Source organism: Variovorax sp. E3, assembly GCF_016082275.1.
Taxonomy (GTDB): Bacteria; Pseudomonadota; Gammaproteobacteria; order Burkholderiales; family Burkholderiaceae_C; genus Variovorax.
In genome coordinates this window covers 71,905-90,206 of record NZ_MOWM01000011.1, presented here as the reverse complement: position 1 = coordinate 90,206, position 18,302 = coordinate 71,905, and the positions used below count along the sequence as shown (strand labels likewise).

Here is an 18,302-nt window from a genome sequence, read left to right as displayed (position 1 = left end):
CAACAGGAGCATGCAATGAACAAGGAACTTTTTGACAAGGGTCTGAAGACGCGCCGCGAGGTGCTCGGGGCCGAGTACGTCGATGCGTCGATCAAGAACGCCGACGACTTCAACATGCCCATGCAGGAGTTGGTCACCCAGTACTGCTGGGGCGACGTCTGGAACCGCCCGGGCCTGGATCGCCGCACGCGCAGCTTCCTGAACCTGGCAATGATCACCGCCCTGAACCGGCCGCACGAACTCAAGCTGCACGTGCGGGGCGCCATCAACAACGGATTGAGCAAGGACGAGATCAAGGAAGTCTTCCTGCAGACCGCGATCTACTGCGGTGTCCCCGCGGCGATCGACAGCTTCCGCACCGCCAAGGAAGTCTTCAAGGACATGGGGATCTGATGCCCATGCAGAACGTCAAGGTCGGGTTCATCGGCCTCGGAAGCATGGGGCACCCGATGGCAGCCCGCCTCCACGCGGCAGGCTATCCGCTGACCGTGCACGATGCGAATATGGCCAGCGGCGACCGTTTCGCCAAGGCACACCCGGGCGCTGCTGGCTGGCGACCTCGAAGCATTCGGCCCCTGCGACGCGGTGATCCTGATGCTGCCGGACTCGGACGTCGTGGACGGGGTGGTCCTGGGGCAGGCCAGCCGGAAGGGGCTGGCGTCGATTCTGCGCGCCGGCGCCGTGGTCATCGACATGAGTTCTTCGCAGCCCCTGCGGACCCGCCTGCTGGCCCAGGCGCTGAACGACGCAGGCAAGCGCTTCATCGATGCGCCGGTCTCCGGCGGCGTGAAGCGAGCGATCCAGGGCACGCTGGCCATCATGGCGGGCGGGGAAACTTCCGTGATCGAAGCCCAGCGCCCGCTGCTCGCGCACATGGGAACGACATTGACCCACGTCGGCCCGGCTGGTGCCGGACATGCCATGAAGGCGTTGAACAACTACGTCTCCGCGGCGGGCCTGCTGGCCACCGTCGAAGCGTTGCAACTGGGCCGTCAGTTCGGACTCGATCCCGCGGTGATGACGGATGTATTCAACAGTTCCACCGGCAAGAACAACACGACCGAAAACAAGGTCAAGCCCTTCATGCTGAGCGCAGCGTTCAACTCGGGCTTCTCGCTTGCGCTGATGGCCAAGGACCTCGGTATCGCGATGTCCCTCGGACGCGACATCGGCCGCCCGATGCAACTCGGCGAAGAAGTGCTGCAGATGTGGAGAAAAGCATCTGCTGAACTGGGCCCCGGCGCGGACCACACCGAAATGTACCGCTGGCTGGCGGCATCGGGAGACTGAAGTGAACCCCATCGCCGTTCGACTGCGCAAGGCTGCCCAGGCCGCGCTGCGGGATGCAGAGTTCCAGGCCGCCTGCTCGGGACTGGGCGCCACGGTGGAAGCGGTTGTGCTCGGCGACGGCGCCGAGCCGACCACCGTCCACATGGGTGGCGCCGAGCGGGTGCGCCTCTCGGCGGCCCCCGATATCTGGGAATACATCGCACAACCGATCCCTCGGCCAGGCTGGCACTCTTTCGCTGCCGCATCCCGGCAACCCGGCTTCACCGTCGAGGCCGATGCCGTGGCCCGCGCACAGGCGCTGCATGCCATCGAGCGGTGGTTCGAGATCCTGCGCGGCCAGATCGATGCTGGCGCGCAGGATTTCATCGACCGACAGCACCTGACCGGCTCCTATGCGCTCGTGCGCGGCCTGACAGGGGGCCGAGCCGTCTCGTTGTTCCATGAATCCGTCAGTAGAACCGACGCGCCGGCCCTGCTCATGCTGCACACAGCCGGCGCGGACGGACGCCAGTACCACGCCTTGATGGCCGATAAAAAACTGCAGCGCCACTGGAGCCTGCATGCTTTTGACATGCCCGGCCATGGACGCTCGGATCCGCTGCCCGGGGAAGGCTGGGAAGGCTATCGCCTGCGGCGCGACTGGTATGCCGAGATCTGCGTCGCCTTCGTGGCGCAGGTCTTGCGCCGGCCTGTCGTCGTGATGGGATGCTCCATGGGGGCCGCAATGGCACTGCATCTGGCGCGAGAAGCGCCCGAATGGATTCTTGGAGCCGTCGCCCTGGAAGCGCCGCTGCGCTCTCCGGGGAGACGCACGCCGCTGCTGGCCCACGCGCAGGTGAACCAGGCGGCACACAACCCCAGTTACGTGCGAGGCCTGCTGGCCCCCGGCAGTCCGCTCTCCCATCGCCGGTACGCCGCATGGATCTATTCGCAAGGGGGCTACGGCATCTATCCCGGCGACCTCGCCTTCTACAGCGACGATTTCGACGCCGAACGCGATGTTGCGGGACTGGACGGCCGGGAGCGGCCAATCGAGCTGCTGACGGGCTCCTACGACCACTCGGCGACCCCGGCGGATTCCAGAGCCGTGGCCCGGATGATTCCGGGAGCCCGTTTCACGGAGATGCCGGAACTCGGTCACTTCCCCATGACCGAGAACCCGGCCGCGCTGCTGCGGCATCTGCACCCCGCACTGACGCATATTGCAGGCCGGCTGGCCTGAAGAGAGACATCCATGCCTGCCCAACACGAGATCTACGCCCTGCGCTACGCCACGGTACACCGGAAGCGGCGAGACAACTTCATCGTGGCCGACGCGCACGAGGCCGACATGCCGATGGACTACTACGTCTGGCTGATCCGGCGGGGAGCGCGTTGCTGGCTCGTCGACACCGGCTTCAATGCCTCGGCCGCCGCGCAGCGCAAACGCACGATGCTGCGCTGTCCCATCGATTCGCTGCAGCATCTGGGCATCGCTTCGCATCAGGTGAACGACGTGCTGGTCACGCACCTGCACTACGACCACGCGGGCAATCTGGACAAGCTTCCCACCGCACGGATCCATGTCCAGGAACGCGAGCTTCAGTACGCCACGGGACGTTGCATGCGGCACGATGTCTTGCGCCATGCCTACGCCGTGGACGATGTGGTGCAAGTCGTTCGCAGCGTCTATGACAAGCGCGTGGACTTCTACGACGGCGACCACGAAGTGGGGGATGGCGTGCAACTCGTGCATCTGGGCGGCCACACCGCCGGCCTCCAGGCCATCCGGGTCTTCACGGCGCGCGGCTGGGTGGTATTGGCGTCCGACGCGAGCCACTTCTATGCCAATGCGCTCGGCCAGTCCCCCTTTCCGATCGTGCACCACGTGGGCGACATGCTCGATGCGTACGGGCGGCTGATGTCGCTCTGCGAAAGCCCCGATCACTTCATTCCGGGCCACGACCCGCTGGTCCTGCAGCGCTTTCCGCGCCACGGCGACCCAGGCCACGAGATCGTTCGCCTGCACGAGGCACCGCTGGCACCACTTCCCCTTCTGTAAAAAAAGAGAAAAAAATGAACCTCAAAGACAAGGTGGTCCTCGTGACCGGAGGCGGCAGCGGCATCGGTCGTGCGACCGTCGAGCGCTTCGCCGCCGAGGGCGCGCAGGTGGTGATAGCCGATCGCAACCGCGACGCGGCATGCGATCTGGCCCAAGTCCTCGGCGATTGCGCGCTCGGCCTGGAGGCCGACGTGTCCAACCCGGCGTCCGTCAAGGCGATGGTGCAGGCCACCATGCAATGGCGTGGTCAGATCGACGTGCTGGTCAACAACGCCGGATTCGGCATCACGGGATCCGTGATCGAAACCGATGAGGCCGACTGGGACCGCCTGATGGCCACCAACCTGAAGGGCGTATTCCTGTGCTCGAAAGAAGTCATCCCGATCATGGCAAGCGCAGGCGGCGGCGCCATCGTCAACACGGCGTCCTATACCGCATCGGCCGGCATCGCCAACCGCGCGGCCTATGTCGCCTCCAAGGGCGGGATCGTCGCGCTGACACGAGCCATGGCGCTGGACCACGTGGGACAGGGCATCAGAGTGAACGCCGTCGCACCCGGCACCATTGCCTCGCCCTACTTCGACGCCATGTTCGCGCAGTCGGACGACCCTGATGCGTTACGGCGGCAGTTTGACGCCCGTGCGCCCATGCAGCGCATGGGCCGCCCCCAGGAGATCGCGAACATGATTGTCTGGCTCGCCAGCGACGAGGCGTCATTCGCCACCGGTGCGGTCTTCACCGTGGACGGCGGCAGTTCGGCCTGGTAGGCCTTGCACGAAAGGAAAAATCAATGTCCATGAAAATGCGTGCTGCCGTTGTGCATGCCTCGGGCGCGGCGGCACCGTTCGCGCAGAGCCGCCCGATCCAGGTCACCAAAGTGGACCTGGGCAAGCCAGGAGCTGGAGAGGTGCTGGTGCGCATCCGGGCGGCCGGCCTCTGCCACTCTGATCTGTCGGTGATCAACGGTGATCGGCCGCGTGCCATGCCGATTGCACTGGGACACGAGGCCTCCGCGGAAGTCGTCGAATGCGGGGCGGACGTTGGCGACCTGACACCAGGCGACCACGTGGTGCTGGTCTTCGTGCCCAGTTGCGGATGCTGCCTGCCCTGCATGGAAGGCCGACCGGCCCTGTGCGAGCCGGGGGCCGCAGCGAACACCGCCGGCACGCTGCTCGGCGGGCACCGGCGCCTGTCCCTGGCTGGATCACCGCTGAATCACCATACCGGCGTCTCCTGTTTCGCCGAGTACGCAGTCGTCTCCCGCCGCTCCTGCGTGCGTCTGGACATCGACATCTCGCACCGGGAGGCCGCGCTCTTCGGATGCGCGGTTCTCACGGGCGCCGGCGCGGTGATCAACGCGGCGCGGCCGCGCGTGGGACAGTCGGTCGCCATCGTGGGATTGGGCGGCGTGGGGCTCAGCGCCCTGATTGCCGCCGTGGCGGCAGGCGCGGGCGAGGTGATTGCGCTTGACCTGAACGAGACCAAACTGGAACTGGCGCGCGAACTCGGCGCCACGCTCACGATCCGCGCCAACGCGCCGGGTGCCGTGGAGTCGGTCAGAGAGCGCACCAAGGGCGGTGCCGACTTTGCCCTGGACATGGCCGGGGCGGTGCCCGCGTTCGAGCTCGCCCATCTCATCACCCGCCGCGGAGGAACCACCATCACATCCGGGTTGCCGAATTCCTCCGCGTGCTTCCCTCTGGCGCTGTCGCAATTGGTCGGCGAGGAACGCACCGTGCGCGGCAGCTACCTGGGCTCCGGCGTGCCGGCGCGAGACATCCCGAGCTACATCGCGCTGTACCAGCGCGGCCGGCTTCCAGTGGACCGCCTCATGGGGCGTGTCTGGACCTTGGACACGCTCAACGAAGGCTTCGACCACCTGCACTCGGGCTCGGGACTGCGCGATGTCGTCCTGATGGACTGAGATTGAGTGGGAGGATGTACTTGCGCCGAGCGTCGCGACGACCCAGGGCACCTGAGCGAATGCCATGACGCAACTGCAACTTGAACTGCGCAGAGTGCCTGCGATACAGACCTCTTGCGGCCATGGACCGTCTCCTTCTATGACGGCCCAGCCAGCGTATCGGTTCATCTTGCGCCAGTGGTCCAATCGATGGTTTCCCCCACCGATTGATCCACACGAGGCGGCTTCAGCCGGAGAGCCTTGAGGTGGCGCGCCACCGTGGTCTTGCCAATCCCGATTTCTGCTGCCAAGCCACGCGTGCTCCAAGGGGTCGAGTCGCCAGCAGGCTTGGCGTGCAGAGTCTTGTGGATCAGTTCGGCCACTCGCTCGTCGTCCACTGTGCGTGGGCGCCCCGGACGAAGCTCATCGTAGAGCCCGCAGATGCGATCCCGCGTGGACCGTCGTCGCCATTTGTTGGCGGTACCGCGATCAATACCCAACGAGCTGGCGGCCGGGTGCTGGCCTTGCCCCTCTCGCAGGTGAGCGCGATCTCGCCATCGCGCGTGTGTGCGTTCGGGATGGGGCATCTCCAAAAATGCCCTAAACCGCATGCATCTTCAGGGCCGGAAAATTGACGGGACAGGAGGCTGATCGTCGTTCATTGCGTCGTGCGCTGATGGAATCGGCGGCCATTTTCATCCGGAGCGGACGATCTGTCGTCTGTCGTTCTTGCCGCGACGTCGACGACTAGAAGTTGTTCGCAGTGAATTTTGGGATGTCCGCGCCATCGCCAACAAGGCCTCCGCGCGGCTGGCAACGAACTGAGCAAGGCCTCGCACGAAGGCGACTCTTCTTCTTTGTACGCAGTGTCCGCCGCCTGCGCCGGCGCCTCTTGAAGTGCGAACTCGCAGAGTCGCTAGCTCACGTGCGAAGTACCTACGGTCGATGTCCATGCGCACGCATAAGTCTGCAAGCGCGAACGAGCGCCCCGCGTCCAGCTCGAACTCATCCCCGTATGCCATCGCCAGGTCGTGATGAAACGCCTCGTATGCACGACGCTCACCAGTTCATACAGCGACGTCGGAGTGAGCCCTGTGCGGTCGACGAAGAATGAAATGTTCTTGCCGTGCGAATCGCTGTTGCCCAAGAGCAGGGGCGTGACCGCCCCAAGGACCAGGCCCTGCATCCATCCAGCGTCAAGAGGGCTCTTGAGAGGACGCGTACCCGTCACAGTCCGTCAGCTTGTTTGTGAAGCGAGAGAATATGGCCGGTGCGCGGGTCACCTTTTCCCCCTAGCACCTTCGCGTAAGCCGCCTGCACAGCCTCACTGCCACGGTGGTGTTCGACGAGCAGCCATGGCGTTCTCGCGTCGGTCACCGTGGCAAGGAAGGTGCGCCAGGCGGCCACCATGCGCCGGCCGAATTCGTCCGCGCCCCATTCGGTGGTACGGCTTTCGATCTGCGCCGGTACGAAGAAGCGCGTCACGCGCGGACCGGGGAAGATCATGCCAGCACCCTTGGCAGCCAACTTCTCCACGTGCGTGCCACCTATCGCGCAGATGCTCTTGAGGTTTGCGAAGCGCTCATGGATGGTGTTGCGCAGCCCTGCATTGCCGGCGAAGTCGATGTAGACGCAGGCCGTGTCGGCCGCGATGCTGTCGAGCGCGTCGTAGGTCACCAGACGGTCGTAGCAGCCCAGGCTCTCGCAGAAGGCCACGTTGGCAGGCGACGTCAGGCCGATCACCTCAAGCCCCGGGCGCTGGTGCAGCTGGAAGGCCGTGCCGTAGGCCGTCTTGCTCGATGCGCTCGACAATAGCAGGGTGCCAGCGCCAAAGAAATCGTTGTCGGCAATGAACTCGTCGATCAGCCACGAAGTGATGAACTACGGGCGCAGCAGCGCCTGCAGGTCCTCCGTGCCGGTGATGTAGAGCGGGTCGGCGTTGCAGCGAAAGTACTGGTTGTAGAACACATGCAACCCGACACGATGCGGCGTCGCGTCGATCAAACAGGCAGGCGAGAGCTGATCGGGGCTCAGCACTGCGCTCGACGCCAGCGGCCAGTAGCCGTACAGCCGCTCGCCCACGGCAACGCCTGGGTGGCGCGATTGCACCACGCTCGCGAAGCCCCACACCGGGATGCTGCCCCAGCCTTCTTGCTCGGAAGGAAAGAATTGCCAATAGCCCATCACGTCGCCCAATGCGGCGTAGGTGATGTTGTTCGAGGTGAATGCAAAGCTTTCTACGCGCACGCGCACCTGACCATCGGTCAACGGCTGGTCGGTGGCCGTGTGCCGGCGCGTGATGGAAAGGTTGTCCTTGCGGACCAGAAGGCTGGTGGTACTCATGGTCTCGATCTCTACAGTTCATTTAAGGGCACACGGCCACATTGGTTGAGATTGCGGAAAGGCGCTATCGCGTTGCTTGTTCAAGGGTTCCCTTGTGAGGCAACGCGTCATGAAAAGAACGCCTCGGCTCGCGGCCGAGGTGCATATCTTGAAATTCTTCGGCTCCGCTCAGGAAGCGAAGACTTTATGGGTAGGCCGCAAACAGGGACTCCGCAACGTATCGGGTGCGCCCTATCTTCTCTTGCTGGTTGCTGGCTTTTGAAATGCCTCAGGCCTTGACTTTGAAGGCGGGAAGCTTGTCGCCCAGGCGTTTTCCCATCTCGGCGGCCAGTGCTTGCAAGCCGCTCATCGGACGGACCATGACTTCGAACTCCGTGATCTGTCCCTGCGCGTCGAAGCGTATGAAGTCGATACCTTTGAGCTTCTTATCACCAATGTGCGCACTGAACTCCAAAACGATGTCCAAGCCCTCGTCGCTCGCCAGTTGCCGGTGGTAGGCGAAGCCTTCAAACACCTGGATCACCGTAGACAGCGCCAGGATCAGTGCGGGTGCGGATGAGTAGGCCGACATCGCGATCGGCGAGCGAAAGATTGAATCCGGATGAACGATGGTGTGCAAATCACCGAGGTCTTTCTTTTCGATCATCTGATGCCAGAGCTTGAGCGAACGGGCAACTGCAGGATGGGTATTCTTGGGGAGCTGTGACATGGAGGATTTCCTTGAGGTCGGACTAAAGAAGCATGCGCGATTGCTTTTTTTCAGATGCGAGCGGCCAGGGTGATGCCCTGGAGAATCGCGCGCTTCGCGTCGAGTTCGGCGGTCACATCCGCGCCACCGATAAGATGCACCGAAAGGCCGGCCGCGATCAGCGCGTCGTACAGTTCTCGCTGAGGTTCCTGGCCAGCGCAGATCACGATGTTGTCGACGTCCAGCACGCGCTTCGCCATTGACGGTCACATGCAGCCCCGCATCGTCTATCCGGTCATAGGACACTCCTGAACTCATTGATACGCTGCGCGCCTTCAGCGAAGTGCGGTGAATCCAGCCGGTGGTTTTGCCAAGTTGATCGCCAACCTTGGTCGCTTTGCGCTGCAGCATATGCACGCGGCGCGCGGGGGCTTCCATCTTTGCAGGGCGCAGCCCCCCCGCCGCTGCGTAGCTGGTGTCGATGCCCCACTCCTCATAAAACTTGACCGGTGCGACGGCGCCACTCTCCCCGACATGCGTCAGGTATTCGCTAACGTCGAAGCCGATGCCTCCCGCGCCGACTACCGCTACCCGCTGCCCGACCCGCTTGTCGTCGCGCAATACGTCGAGATAGCTCAAGACCTTCGGGTGGTCGCTCCCTTTGATGTCGGGAACACGCGGTTGAATTCCGGTCGCGATCACCACCTCATCGAACTCGGCCGGGATAAGTTGGTCGGCGCCGATGCGCGTGTGGAGCTTCACCGTCACACGATGGAGTTCGAGTTGTCGTGCGAAGTAGCGCAGTGTTTCGAGGAACTCCTCCTTCCCGGGCACTTTCTTGGCAATGTTGAGCTGGCCACCAATCTCGCTGCTGGCGTCGAACAAGATTACTTCGTGACCACGCTGGGCCGCGGTGACCGAGAAGCTCAGGCCTGCCGGGCCGGCGCCAACCACCGCAATACGCTTGCGTATCTGGGTCGGTGTGATGGTCAGTTCCGTCTCGTGACACGCGCGCGGATTGACAAGACAGGACGTGATCTTGCCGGCAAAGGTGTGATCGAGACAGGCTTGATTGCAGGCGATACAGGTGTTGATCTCGTCGGCTCGTCCTTGGCGCGCCTTGCGCACGAAATCGGCATCGGCTAGCAGCGGGCGCGCCATGGACACCATGTCGCAGTAGCCCTCGACGAGCAACCGTTCGGCCACCTCGGGCGTATTGATGCGATTGGATGTCACCAGTGGAATACCCACGTGTCCCATCACACGCTTCGTCACCCACGCATAGGCCGCGCGCGGCACCTTGGTGGCAATGGTCGGTATGCGCGCCTCGTGCCATCCGATGCCGGTATTGAGGATCGTCGCACCAGCGGCCTCGATGGCTTGGGCCAGCCGGATCACTTCTTCCACTGTCGAGCCGCCTTCCACGAGATCGAGCATGGACAGCCGGTAGATGATGATGAAGTCGCGTCCCACCAATTCGCGCGTACGGCGCACGATCTCGATCGGAAAGCGCATGCGGCTGTCGTAGCTACCGCCCCATTCGTCCTCACGCTGATTGGTGCACGCTGCGATGAATTCGTTGATGAGGTAGCCTTCCGAACCCATGATTTCCACGCCGTCGTAGCCGGCGTGTCTCGCAAGTACGGCGCAGCGCGCGAAATCGCTGATGGTCTGCTCAACTTCTTCGGGCATCAGTGCATGGGGATCGAAGGGGTTGATCGGCGCTCGAAGCGCGCTCGGCGCAACCAACTCGGCCTGGTAGGCATAGCGTCCGAAGTGCAGTATCTGCATGGCGATCTTGCCGCCTTCCGCATGTACCGCCCGAGTGACAGCGCGGTGGTGTTCGGCCTCGTCTTCGTTCACCAGCATCGCGCCGCCTTTCATTGGCCGCCCTCGCTCATTGGGCGCGATGCCACCGGTGACGATCAGGCCCACCTCACCTCGGGCGCGCTCGGCATAGAAAGCGGCCATGCGCTCGAAACCGTTCGGAGCCTCTTCGAGACCGACATGCATGGAGCCCATGACCACGCGATTCCTCAAGGAGGTGAAGCCCAGATCGAGCGGAGAGTTCAGGTGGGGATAGTGGCTCACGATTGTCTTGTCCTGTTTATGCAACTGGTTGCGCAAATGTATTCGACTTTTCGCCGCAATGCAACTGGTTGCATAGACGGTGTGAGCCGGCTGGAACGAGCTGACAGGGAAGAAGGTGTGTGACGATTGAGGCAAGATGTCGCGTTTTCAACCGTTGCCGCGTCTACCTCCGATGTCCCTGCCTCATGCACTCCTTACGGCCCTGGTCGAACACCCATGCTCGGGCTCGGAGCTCGCGGAACGGTTCGACCGATCGATCGGGTATTTCTGGCACGCCACGCACCAGCAGATCTATCGTGAACTGGCCCGCTTGGAAGAGGCGGGCTGGATAAAGGCTCTCCCCGCGGAATCAGGAAGGGGACGCAAACGCCAGTACCGGGTTCTTGCTGCAGGCCGCACAGAACTACGACGGTGGGTTGCGCAGCACGAAGATCCCAAACCCTTGCGTGACGAACTGATGGTCCGCTTGCGTGCAGAGGCAGCCATCGGCCCGACCGGTCTGCACGAGGAGATCGCGAAGCGGATGGTGGTGCACCAAGACAAGCTGGCGGTGTATCAGGACTTTGAGCGGCAAGACTTCGCAGACAGCCCCCGAGCCGCGACCGACGCCTGCAGCACCTTGTCTTGAAGGCCGGAATGCTGCATGAAAAGCTCTGGCTGCAGATCACGCAGGAGGCCTTGGAAATTCTCGCGTCTCCCACGTCGGACCGAACGGCATCTTCCAGCGACACGTAGCCATTGCATGCTCCACGGGCCTGACACCGTGGGCGGCGCGAAGGTCTCCCTGTCCGCATCGGTTCCGACACCATGCACAAGGGCCTGGTCTATTCAGCGCCTGCAAAGAAGCGCTCCAGCGCTCCCAGAGGAATAGCCACGCCAGTGATCTTCGCGCGCTTGAGGATGCTCCAGAAGTACCGGTATGTCGCGCGGTCATGCAACTCGCCCTTGTACTGGATGGGTCCCCAGGCCTCGTCCTGTGCCGCCAAGAGGATCGCACTTGCATCCTCGATTTCGTGCAGGTCCGGCCGCATGGCCTCCACGATCGGCTGGATCTGGGCAGGATGGATGCTCCACATGCGCTGGAACCCGAACTGTTGCCGCGCGCGTCTCGCATCGGCGCCGATGGTCGCTGCGTCTTTGAGGTTCAGACACACGTTGTGGGCGGGAACCACGCCTGCCGCGATCCCGGCCGCCACCACGTCGGCCTTGGCGCGCAAGAGCAGCGCATGCTCGAACTGTCCGGGGCTCCTCAACGCCTCGGCGCCGATGGCACCGTGGTGACCGCTGACGAAGTCCATCAATCCGAAATCCAACACCTCGACGTGAGGCAGTTCGGCCAACTCGAAGACGCTGCGAAGCGCTCCATGGGTTTCGATGAGGATGTGAACCGGCAAAGCCGTGGGGCGCCCCGCGCGGCGCGCAACTTTCTGCACGTACTCGATGACCTCGGAAGCGCCCGTCACCGAGGTCGACTTCGGAATGGTCACGTAAGCAAGCCGAGCGCCGGCTGTTCCAACGACCGTATCGACGTCAGCCCGCCAAGAGGGGTGCGTGCTGTCATGGATGCGCACGCCCAACCGGCCAAAGGCGTTCTCCGGCGATGCGATCAGCGCCGCCACCGTCTCGGCGTGCCGCGCCTCGTTGCCGGCCTGCGCACCGTCTTCGCAATCGCAGGTGATGTCGAATACCGGCCCCAATTCCCGCTGCAGCGACATGGCCTTGCGAATCAGCTTCTCGCTTCCGGCGAAGTGCTCGCACACCGGAAGGACCGGAATCGTTTTTTCCCCCGGGAACAGCGCCTTGTCCGGGTGGGTGATGTCTATCGGCATGATCGCTACCTTGGTTGTGCCTGGCTATCGTGCCGCGATGATCATGTCCGAGGCCTTCTCGGCCACCATGATCGTCGGAGCGTTGGTGTTACCGGATGGGATCCGGGGTATCACGGAAGCATCGACCACGCGGATGCCTTCGAAACCGTGCAGCCGCAGCTCGGGGTCCACGACCGCATCGGCGTCCGAACCCATGCGGCACGTCCCGACAGGGTGGTACATGGACTGCGCGTTGCCGCGCAAGTACGCCGCCAGCTCGTCATCAGACTGGTTCCCCTTGCCAGGCATGATTTCGCCGGTGAAGTGCGGCTTGAACGGCTCGGCCTGGAAGATGCGCCGGATCACGCGCAGCCCCTCGATGAGCGGCTTGAGGTCGCGCTCGTCCGTCAGGTAGTTCGCCACCATCTTCGGCGCAACCCGTGGATCGGATGACCTCAGGGTGACGGCGCCGACGGAATGCGGGCGAAGCAAGGTGCAAGAGGCCGTCACCGCCGGTTCGCTGTCCGCCTTGTACATGCCCGATTTGCTGATCATGCTGAAGGGCCGCATCTGGACTTGAAGGTCTGGATCGACGGCATCGGGGTCGGTGCAATAGAAGAGCCCCACCTGCGCCGCCGCCGAGTTCAACAAGCCTTTGCGCGTGGCCAAGTACTTGGCCACGTCCGGAATCATCCGCAAGTTGCTCGAGATCGTACGGTTGATCGAAAAGGACGGGTCTACAGACACCAGGCAGTGCGCGTAGATGTGGTCGTGAAGATTCTGGCCAACGGACGGCATGTCGTGTTTGACCGCGATGCCCAGCGAGCGCAAGTGTTCAGCGGGACCGATGCCCGACAGCATCAGAAGCTGCGGAGAATTGATCGTTCCGCCTGCAAGCAAAACCTCGCGCGATGCCCGCACCGTGTGGGTCTGTCCGGCGTGCCGGTAACGCACGCCCGTCACCCGCCGCCCTTCGACTTCCAGACCTTCCACAGCCGCACCGGTGCGTACCTGAAGATTCTTCCTGTCCCGCACGGGGTGCAAGAACGCCCGGGCCGCCGAGTCGCGGATTCCGTTGTGGATGGCGAACTGCAGATATCCGACGCCCTCCTGCCTGATGCCGTTGAAGTCGTCATTGCGCGGAATGCCGAGCCGCTCGGCCGCGGCGACGAACGCCCGGGACGCAGGGTGCGGTTCGACAAGGGCCGACACGTGCAATTCGCCGTCTCCTCCGTGCAGCGCGGTGGCGCCTGCAAAATGGTTCTCGCTTCGGCGGAAGTACGGCAACACGTCCTTCCATCCCCAACCCGGGTTTCCGAGCGCTTCCCAGCCATCGTAGTCGGCCGGTGTGCCACGCATGTACACGTGGCCGTTGATGGAACTGCTCCCTCCCAGCGTCTTGCCGCGCGGCCAAATGATCTTCCGGTTGTTCAAGCCGGGCTCTTCCTCCGACTCGTAGCCCCAGGTGAGTTCCGGGTGACCCACGACCCGGGGTACTCCCGCTGGCACCTTGAGCCAGATGTTCCGGTCTTCTCCCCCGGCCTCGAGGACCAGCACCCGGTATGCCGAGTCGCGCGAGAGGCGGTTCGCCAGCACGCAGCCAGCCGATCCCGCGCCGATGATGACGTAGTCGTAGCTTTCGTTCACGGTCAATTCCTCGACGCGATCAGCCTTCGACCGCGGCACCGCCGCCAACCGTGCCTTCCAGCACATAGAGGTGGGCGCTCGCGGAATCGAATCGGTACCCGATGACGCCTTGGTAGTCTGGCGAGTCGTAGAACTCGTTGGCGCGCTCGGGGCTTTCGAACTCGAGCAACACCACGCGCTTCACAGACCGGTCACCCTCGCGCACCGCGGGAGCGCCTCCGGACACGAGGAATCTGGCGCCGTACTTCGCGAGCACGGGCTGAACGCGCGGCGCGTACTCCGTGTTGAAGTACGCCTGATCGGAAACTTCGAGTTCGGCAAAGATGTAGCCCTTGGGAGTCGGCATGTTGTTTGTCTTCAGAGATGAATGATCGGCTGCACCGCAGCCGCGTTGGTTGTCAATGGATGTGCAATCCGCCATTGACGTCCAGCACCACGCCCGTGACGTAGCTGGACAAGTCCGATGCAAGGAACAGCATGGCATTTGCGATGTCCAGGGGCACGGCCAACCGTCCCATTGGCACAGTGTGCGCGACATGCTGCTTGCCTGCCTCGTCGATCTTTCCGTCCAGCAGCCCGGTCTCCACCAAGCCGGGCGCTACGGCGTTCACCCGAATGCCGTCCGGCGCCAGTTCCCTTGCCAGTGCCTTGGCGAACGACTGAACGCCTCCTTTGGCCGCCGCATAGTGCGGTCCGCCGAGAATGCCCCCGCCCCGCTGTGCGGCGATCGACCCCATGCAGACGATGGAACCCGCCTGCCTGCCGCGCATGTGGGGCACGACCGCCCGCGACATGTTGTAGGCACCGCGCAGGCTGACATCCATCACCAGGTCGTAGTCTTCGGCCGTGCTGTCCATCACCCGTTGTGACTGGCTCACACCGGCGTTGTTGATCAGGACATCGACATGCCCGAACTGCTCGAGGATCTCGCCCACGACCTGATTGCATCGGGCAGCGTCGCGCACGTCGCACGCCCAGCCTTTGTGCCGCGTCCCGATGGCATCGGCCGCACCCTGCGCCGCGCTGGCGTCGAGGTCGAGCAACGCCACGATCGCGCCTTCCTGAGCGAAGCGCGACGCCGTCGCCCAGCCAATACCCCGCTGCGAGGCGGAGCCCGTGACGACAACGATCTTGTCTTGGAGGAGGAATGCCATCAGAGAGCCTTGTCAGGGGATCAGCACGACGGAACCCAGCGTCTTGCCGGCCACGATGTCGGCGTGAGCTCGCGCGGCTTCGCGCAGGGGGTAGGAATTTCCCACGCGGATCTTCAACGTGCCATCCTTCACCAGGTCAAACAGCGCCTTCGCCCCGGACCGGAAGTCTTCTGCATCCGCGACGTACTGGGTCACCGTGGGCCTGGTGATGAAGAGCGATCCCTTGGTACGCAACTCCATCAGCGAAACGTCTCCCGGGTCGCCAGACGGCCAACCGTAGGACACCACAAGGCCGAACCTGCGTGCACTGTCGAGCGAACGCGAAAACGTCTCCTTGCCGATGGCTTCGTAGACGATCGCAGCACCCTTGCCATCCGATACCGCCTTGACCTTGGCAACGAAGTCGCCATCGGGCAGCAACACCACGTGCTCGCACCCGAAGTCACGCAAAGCCTGGGCTTTTTCCTCGCTGTCGACGGTGCCGACCACCGTCGCGCCCAAGTGGCGCAGCCACTGAATCAGGATCAGACCGACCCCGCCCGCCGCGGCATGCACGAGTGCAACGTCGCCCTTGCCGACGGGACGCAGTCGGGTCGAGAGGTACCAGGCGGTCAGACCGCGAAAGAGCGCGCCGGCGGCAAGATCGGCTGTCAGACTTTGATCCGGCAACGCCACCACGCGCTCGGCCGGCACGATGCGCTGCTGCGCGTAGCTTCCGGCCGTGAAGTACATGTACGCAACGCGCTCACCTTCCTTCACGTGCGTGACGTCGGCACCGACCTCCACGGCCACGCCAACGCCAGCAAACCCCAGCCCCGTCGGCAGGGTCGCGGGCAGCAGGCCGCCCCGGATTTGCGTGTCGATGTAGTCGACGCCGATCGCTTCGTGCCGGATGCGGACCTCGTTCGGGCCCGGCTTGGCAACAGGCTCGTTCACCCACTGCATGACATGGGGCTCACCCGTCTTTTCGACGACGATGCGTCCGTAGGTCTCGGTCATAGATATCCTTCAGTTAAAGAGTCGAAGCTATTGCGCGGTCCAGCCGCCGTCGACGAGGAGGCAGTGGCCCGTCACCATGCCGGCCGCCGCTGAAGCGAGGTAGAGCGCGGCTGCCGCGATGTCTCCAACGCTCGCCATGCGCCCCATGGGAATTCGGGACACCAGTTCGTCGTGCTTGTCCTGGGTGTCAACAATCCGCCTCACCAGGGGCGTATCAACGAAAGTGGGGCCCACGCTGTTCACCCGGATGCCGTGGCATGCAAGCTCCACAGCCATCGCTTTCGTCAAGCCCTCGACAGCGTGTTTGTTCATGCAGTAGACCGTTCGATCGGGCGATCCGACGTGTCCCATCTGCGACGAGATGTTGACGACCACAGCGTTGCGCGCTGCGCGCGCGGGGTCCTGCAGCATCTTGCGAACGGCGGCCTGGGAGACGAGGAAGCACGCGCGCACGTTCAGGTCGTTCAACGCGTCCAGATGCTCCTCGGTGACGTCGATGAACGGCTCCGGAATGTTGCTGCCCGCGTTGTTCACCAGGATGTCAAGCGCCGGCAGTCCTTCGATCAGCCCGCGAACGATCGCGGTCTGCGTCACGTCGCAAGCGTGGGCGTGCACTTGGCACCCGGCCTGCCTCAACGCGCTCGCGTTCGCGTCGAGCTGGTGCGCGTCAAGCGACACCATGTGCACCGTCGCTCCGGCCGCGGCGAACGCCGCGGAGATGGCCGCACCGATGCCGGCACCGGCGCCGGTGACGAGCGCCGTCTTGCCGTCAAGTCGAAAGGAAGGGATTGAAGCCACAGTCATGGACCAGTCCTCGGGCGTTCAGCGGATGACGAACGGATCTGGCGTCTCCTGCGCGGTGCTGATCCACACCGCCTTCGTCTGCAGGTACTCGTTGATCGCGTCCATGCCGTTCTCGCGGCCGATGCCGGAGCGCTTGTAACCGCCGAAGGGCGACATGTAGCTCACGGCGCGGTACATGTTCACCCACACGATGCCCACCTTCAGACGCTTCGGAAGGGAAACCGCGCGCCGGACGTCCTGCGTCCAGACACCCGCCGCCAACCCATACAGGCTGTCGTTGGCGATCTTCACCGCTTCGTCCTCGTCCTTGAAGCGGATGATGCTCAGGACCGGGCCGAACACTTCCTCCTGCGCGATGCGCATGTGGTTGCGCACACCGGTAAAAATGGTGGGTTCGACGAATTGGCCGCTGCCGCACTCGGGCCGGTCGGCGGACTTGCCACCGAGAACGCAAGTCGCTCCTTCCGCGCGGGCGATGTCGATGTACTCGAGGATCTTGCGGTATTGCGGCTGCGTGGTGACGGGGCCGACTTGCGTCGTTGTTTCCTTCGGATCGCCCATGCGCGCCTTGCGGGCATAGGCCACCAATCGCTCCACGAATTCGTCATGGATCGAATCCTGAACAAGTAGCCGCGAACCCGCGACACAGGTCTGTCCTGTTGCAGCAAAGATGCCGGAGATGGCCCCTTTGACCGCATCGTCGAGGTTCGCGTCCGCGAAGACGATGTTGGCGGATTTTCCACCCAGCTCCAAGGTGACGTGCTTGAAGTCCCGCGCCGCCGCTTCGTAGATCTTCTGCCCACCGAATTCGCTGCCCGTGAAGCCGATCTTTGCCACCTTGGGATGCGACACCAGGCGCGCGCGACCTCGTTGCCGAAGCCGGTCACCACGTTGAGGACGCCCGGCGGAATGCCGGCTTCAAGGGCCAGCTTGCCGAGCTCGATGGCCGACACCGACGTGTACTCCGACGGCTTGAGGACGAACGTGTTGCCTGCGGCAAGGCCAGGCGCCAGTTTGTTGACGGCCAGCAGCAGCGGCGAATTCCATGCCGTGATCGCCACACACACTCCCAGCGGTTCGTGCGTGGTGTAGCTGAACGTGTCGGCCTTGTCGATCGGCAGGACGGCCCCCTGGATCTTGTCGGCCAGGCCGCCAAAATACCGGAAGTACTGGGGCAGGTACCCGACCTGGGCGCGCATCTCGTTGATCAGCTTGCCGTTGTCCCGCACCTCGATGCCCGCAAGTCGTTCCGCGTCCCGGGCGATGAGGTCCGCAAAGCGGTAGAGCAGCAATCCGCGAGCGCTTGCGGTCAGTTGCCCCCATGGGCCGTCGAGCGCGGCACTGGCCGCCTCGACCGCACGATCCGCGTCGGCCTGCTTGGCCCTGGGCAGGGTTGCCCACACTTCGCGCGTATAGGGATCGGTCGTTTCGAAGGTCTCGCCGTCCAGCGCTGAAACCCACTCTCCACCGATCAGCATCAGGTAGTTCTCTACCGTCTTTTCATTGCTCATGACCATGCACCGTTCGTGTTCAA

The 18,302-nt window shown here is 63.7% G+C and carries 14 protein-coding genes and 5 pseudogenes; 8 read left to right on the top strand and 11 right to left on the bottom strand.

Translation table 11 applies throughout. The annotated features are described in order from the left end of the window. The first annotated feature begins 15 nt into the window (after positions 1-15). From pcaC to BMG07_RS06775, 7 genes and pseudogenes are all read left to right on the top strand, one after another. Positions 16-393, top strand: coding sequence for a 4-carboxymuconolactone decarboxylase (pcaC, locus tag BMG07_RS06800; RefSeq protein WP_198083913.1), 378 nt, complete (start codon positions 16-18; stop codon positions 391-393). Beyond that, positions 393-476: pseudogene (locus BMG07_RS44025) on the top strand (NAD(P)-binding domain-containing protein); the annotation flags it as partial. The gene pcaC and the pseudogene BMG07_RS44025, both read left to right, overlap by 1 nt. A 118-nt stretch (positions 477-594) precedes the next feature. Continuing rightward, the gene (locus tag BMG07_RS06795) at positions 595-1,290 is read left to right on the top strand and encodes an NAD(P)-dependent oxidoreductase (protein ID WP_269758736.1); all 696 of its coding nucleotides are present in this window, start codon (positions 595-597) and stop codon (positions 1,288-1,290) included. A gap of 1 nt (position 1,291) precedes the next feature. After that, positions 1,292-2,512: an alpha/beta fold hydrolase gene (locus tag BMG07_RS06790; RefSeq protein WP_198083912.1), complete on the top strand. Its 1,221-nt coding sequence runs from the start codon at positions 1,292-1,294 to the stop codon at positions 2,510-2,512. 12 nt (positions 2,513-2,524) lie between these two features. Continuing rightward, a complete protein-coding gene (locus tag BMG07_RS06785; RefSeq protein WP_198083911.1) occupies positions 2,525-3,331 on the top strand; it encodes an N-acyl homoserine lactonase family protein in 807 nt (268 codons plus the stop codon). Positions 3,332-3,345: 14 nt separating this feature from the next. Continuing rightward, positions 3,346-4,098: an SDR family oxidoreductase gene (locus BMG07_RS06780; protein ID WP_198083910.1), complete on the top strand. Its 753-nt coding sequence runs from the start codon at positions 3,346-3,348 to the stop codon at positions 4,096-4,098. A gap of 29 nt (positions 4,099-4,127) precedes the next feature. Next, positions 4,128-5,255, top strand: a complete 1,128-nt coding sequence (locus BMG07_RS06775) for a zinc-dependent alcohol dehydrogenase family protein (RefSeq protein ID WP_198083932.1) — start codon at positions 4,128-4,130, stop codon at positions 5,253-5,255. 164 nt (positions 5,256-5,419) lie between these two features. On the opposite strand, the gene BMG07_RS44725 is transcribed toward BMG07_RS06775, so the two are convergent. From BMG07_RS44725 to BMG07_RS06755, 4 genes and pseudogenes are all read right to left on the bottom strand, one after another. Continuing rightward, the gene (locus BMG07_RS44725) at positions 5,420-5,821 is read right to left on the bottom strand and encodes a helix-turn-helix domain-containing protein (RefSeq protein ID WP_374221243.1); all 402 of its coding nucleotides are present in this window, start codon (positions 5,819-5,821) and stop codon (positions 5,420-5,422) included. A gap of 640 nt (positions 5,822-6,461) precedes the next feature. Continuing rightward, a pseudogene (locus BMG07_RS06765) lies at positions 6,462-7,577 on the bottom strand (DUF2855 family protein). 268 nt (positions 7,578-7,845) lie between these two features. After that, on the bottom strand, positions 7,846-8,286 hold the full coding sequence (locus tag BMG07_RS06760; protein ID WP_198083909.1) for a nuclear transport factor 2 family protein: 441 nt from the start codon (positions 8,284-8,286) through the stop codon (positions 7,846-7,848). Positions 8,287-8,336: 50 nt separating this feature from the next. After that, positions 8,337-10,359, bottom strand: a pseudogene (locus tag BMG07_RS06755) (FAD-dependent oxidoreductase). A 169-nt stretch (positions 10,360-10,528) separates the two neighbouring features. Here BMG07_RS06755 and BMG07_RS06750 point away from each other — a divergent pair. Further along, a pseudogene (locus BMG07_RS06750) lies at positions 10,529-11,091 on the top strand (PadR family transcriptional regulator). Positions 11,092-11,180: 89 nt separating this feature from the next. Here BMG07_RS06750 and BMG07_RS06745 read toward each other — a convergent pair. From BMG07_RS06745 to BMG07_RS06715, 7 genes and pseudogenes are all read right to left on the bottom strand, one after another. After that, positions 11,181-12,185 carry a CoA ester lyase gene (locus BMG07_RS06745; RefSeq protein ID WP_198083908.1) on the bottom strand — a complete coding sequence of 335 codons (1,005 nt, stop codon included), beginning with the start codon at positions 12,183-12,185 and terminating at the stop codon, positions 11,181-11,183. A gap of 24 nt (positions 12,186-12,209) precedes the next feature. Continuing rightward, a complete protein-coding gene (locus BMG07_RS06740) occupies positions 12,210-13,811 on the bottom strand; it encodes a GMC family oxidoreductase (protein ID WP_198083907.1) in 1,602 nt (533 codons plus the stop codon). A gap of 19 nt (positions 13,812-13,830) precedes the next feature. Next, complete coding sequence (locus BMG07_RS06735) at positions 13,831-14,157, bottom strand: DUF1330 domain-containing protein (protein WP_198083906.1); 327 nt, start codon at positions 14,155-14,157, stop codon at positions 13,831-13,833. Positions 14,158-14,209: 52 nt separating this feature from the next. Then, on the bottom strand, positions 14,210-14,965 hold the full coding sequence (locus BMG07_RS06730; protein WP_198083905.1) for an SDR family NAD(P)-dependent oxidoreductase: 756 nt from the start codon (positions 14,963-14,965) through the stop codon (positions 14,210-14,212). A 12-nt stretch (positions 14,966-14,977) separates the two neighbouring features. Further along, complete coding sequence (locus BMG07_RS06725; protein WP_198083904.1) at positions 14,978-15,964, bottom strand: quinone oxidoreductase; 987 nt, start codon at positions 15,962-15,964, stop codon at positions 14,978-14,980. A gap of 27 nt (positions 15,965-15,991) precedes the next feature. Beyond that, the gene (locus tag BMG07_RS06720; RefSeq protein ID WP_198083903.1) at positions 15,992-16,768 is read right to left on the bottom strand and encodes an SDR family NAD(P)-dependent oxidoreductase; all 777 of its coding nucleotides are present in this window, start codon (positions 16,766-16,768) and stop codon (positions 15,992-15,994) included. Between the two features lie 18 nt (positions 16,769-16,786). Beyond that, positions 16,787-18,279 (bottom strand): annotated as a pseudogene (locus BMG07_RS06715) (aldehyde dehydrogenase). Positions 18,280-18,302: the final 23 nt, after the last annotated feature.

What these genes read in the sequence shown, in the direction of transcription:
- pcaC (WP_198083913.1), top strand. Translation starts at nt 16, where the DNA reads ATGAACAAGGAACTTTTTGACAAGGGTCTGAAGACGCGCCGCGAGGTG.
- BMG07_RS06795 (WP_269758736.1), top strand. Translation starts at nt 595, where the DNA reads ATGCTGCCGGACTCGGACGTCGTGGACGGGGTGGTCCTGGGGCAGGCC.
- BMG07_RS06785 (WP_198083911.1), top strand. Translation starts at nt 2,525, where the DNA reads ATGCCTGCCCAACACGAGATCTACGCCCTGCGCTACGCCACGGTACAC.
- BMG07_RS06780 (WP_198083910.1), top strand. Translation starts at nt 3,346, where the DNA reads ATGAACCTCAAAGACAAGGTGGTCCTCGTGACCGGAGGCGGCAGCGGC.
- BMG07_RS06775 (WP_198083932.1), top strand. Translation starts at nt 4,128, where the DNA reads ATGAAAATGCGTGCTGCCGTTGTGCATGCCTCGGGCGCGGCGGCACCG.
- BMG07_RS44725 (WP_374221243.1), bottom strand. Translation starts at nt 5,821, where the DNA reads ATGCCCCATCCCGAACGCACACACGCGCGATGGCGAGATCGCGCTCAC.
- BMG07_RS06760 (WP_198083909.1), bottom strand. Translation starts at nt 8,286, where the DNA reads ATGTCACAGCTCCCCAAGAATACCCATCCTGCAGTTGCCCGTTCGCTC.
- BMG07_RS06745 (WP_198083908.1), bottom strand. Translation starts at nt 12,185, where the DNA reads ATGCCGATAGACATCACCCACCCGGACAAGGCGCTGTTCCCGGGGGAA.
- BMG07_RS06735 (WP_198083906.1), bottom strand. Translation starts at nt 14,157, where the DNA reads ATGCCGACTCCCAAGGGCTACATCTTTGCCGAACTCGAAGTTTCCGAT.
- BMG07_RS06730 (WP_198083905.1), bottom strand. Translation starts at nt 14,965, where the DNA reads ATGGCATTCCTCCTCCAAGACAAGATCGTTGTCGTCACGGGCTCCGCC.
- BMG07_RS06725 (WP_198083904.1), bottom strand. Translation starts at nt 15,964, where the DNA reads ATGACCGAGACCTACGGACGCATCGTCGTCGAAAAGACGGGTGAGCCC.
- BMG07_RS06720 (WP_198083903.1), bottom strand. Translation starts at nt 16,768, where the DNA reads ATGACTGTGGCTTCAATCCCTTCCTTTCGACTTGACGGCAAGACGGCG.